Genomic DNA, 428 nt, shown 5'->3' on the forward strand with positions numbered 1-428 from the left:
ACATAGGGTATCGATTAGTATGGAGGTGGATTTTTGTATTTCGGCTTTAAATGAAGCTATTGAAAAATATGGATCACCTGAAATATTGAATACAGACCAAGGCAGTCAGTTCACCAGTGATGGATTTATTGATGTATTGAAATCAAATGGCATTCAAATCAGTATGGATGGTAAAGGTCGATGGGTAGATAATGTGATGGTTGAACGATTATGGCGGAGCGTTAAATATGAAGAGGTGTATCTCAAAGCTTATAGCAGTGTCACAGATGCGAAAAAGCAATTGAGTGCATATTTTGAGTTTTATAATCTGAAACGACCTCATTCGAGTCTAGACAAAATGACACCAAATGAGTTTTACTATGATCAGCTACCCCAACAAAACAAGGTGGCTTAACTAGAGCGGAATATCACTTATAAATACGCTTTTA

1 protein-coding gene is annotated in these 428 nt (G+C 36.4%); it reads left to right on the top strand.

The window, feature by feature from the left end; translation table 11 throughout:
• The coding region (locus CL42_RS16325; protein WP_035271116.1) for an integrase core domain-containing protein at nucleotides 1-394 on the top strand (394 nt) is incomplete at its 5' end.
• Nucleotides 395-428: the final 34 nt, after the last annotated feature.

This window comes from Acinetobacter sp. Ver3, from assembly GCF_000632455.1.
Lineage (GTDB): Bacteria > Pseudomonadota > Gammaproteobacteria > Pseudomonadales > Moraxellaceae > Acinetobacter.